The sequence below is a fragment of the Aporhodopirellula sallentina SM41 genome, assembly GCF_000346505.1.
Lineage (GTDB): Bacteria > Planctomycetota > Planctomycetia > Pirellulales > Pirellulaceae > Rhodopirellula > Rhodopirellula sallentina.
Map to the genome: position 1 here is coordinate 1 of NZ_ANOH01000069.1, position 594 is coordinate 594.

Consider the following 594-nt stretch of genomic DNA (forward strand, 5'->3'; position numbering starts at 1 on the left):
CAGACATCGTTCGCTTCGTTCAGGGCGGTGTCGTAAAAACCTTCCGTTGTCCGCACCGAGCTTTCTCCGATGGCACGAAAGACCAATGGCCAGCTTCACGTCTTCACTGGAACGTTCGCGTCCCGTGACGAGGCGTGTCTCCACAGCGAAGCCCAATGGGAGCCTGAACCGGACGACAGCGTTAGCGACGAGGAATACGCTGCATGGGAGGATCGCAACCCGGTTTGGAGTTTACGCGACGAACTTGGCATCGGCCTAGACTCTGACTTCATCGAAACAATCTCAGGTTGGCCGCGATATGTCGCTGGCTATCTTGTTAATCCTGCAGACATGGACGTGGTGCGCGCCAAGGCTGGCGATGCGAATTTCGCCGTGCTCATCTTTCCCGATGCCTTGCACGATAGCAACTCTATCCTGAAATCCACATCCAAGCTTACGTATTGCGGCGCGTTTGACTTTGGTTGGGGCTAACCACGCTTCATCGGGCGGACAACATGGTTTTTACACTAGGCCTTCGGCACACCTTCGCCCTTTGGCAACGCTCGCTGGCCTTGGTACAATTTTCCGTAGTTCAGGCATCGTTCGCTTCGTTTA

General features: G+C 55.1%; 1 protein-coding gene. It reads left to right on the forward strand.

Features of this window, described 5'->3' with window-relative positions; genetic code table 11:
- The first annotated feature begins 69 nt into the window (after nucleotides 1-69).
- Nucleotides 70-471, forward strand: coding sequence for a hypothetical protein (locus RSSM_RS03845; RefSeq protein WP_008674705.1), 402 nt, complete (start codon nucleotides 70-72; stop codon nucleotides 469-471).
- Nucleotides 472-594 lie beyond the last annotated feature (123 nt).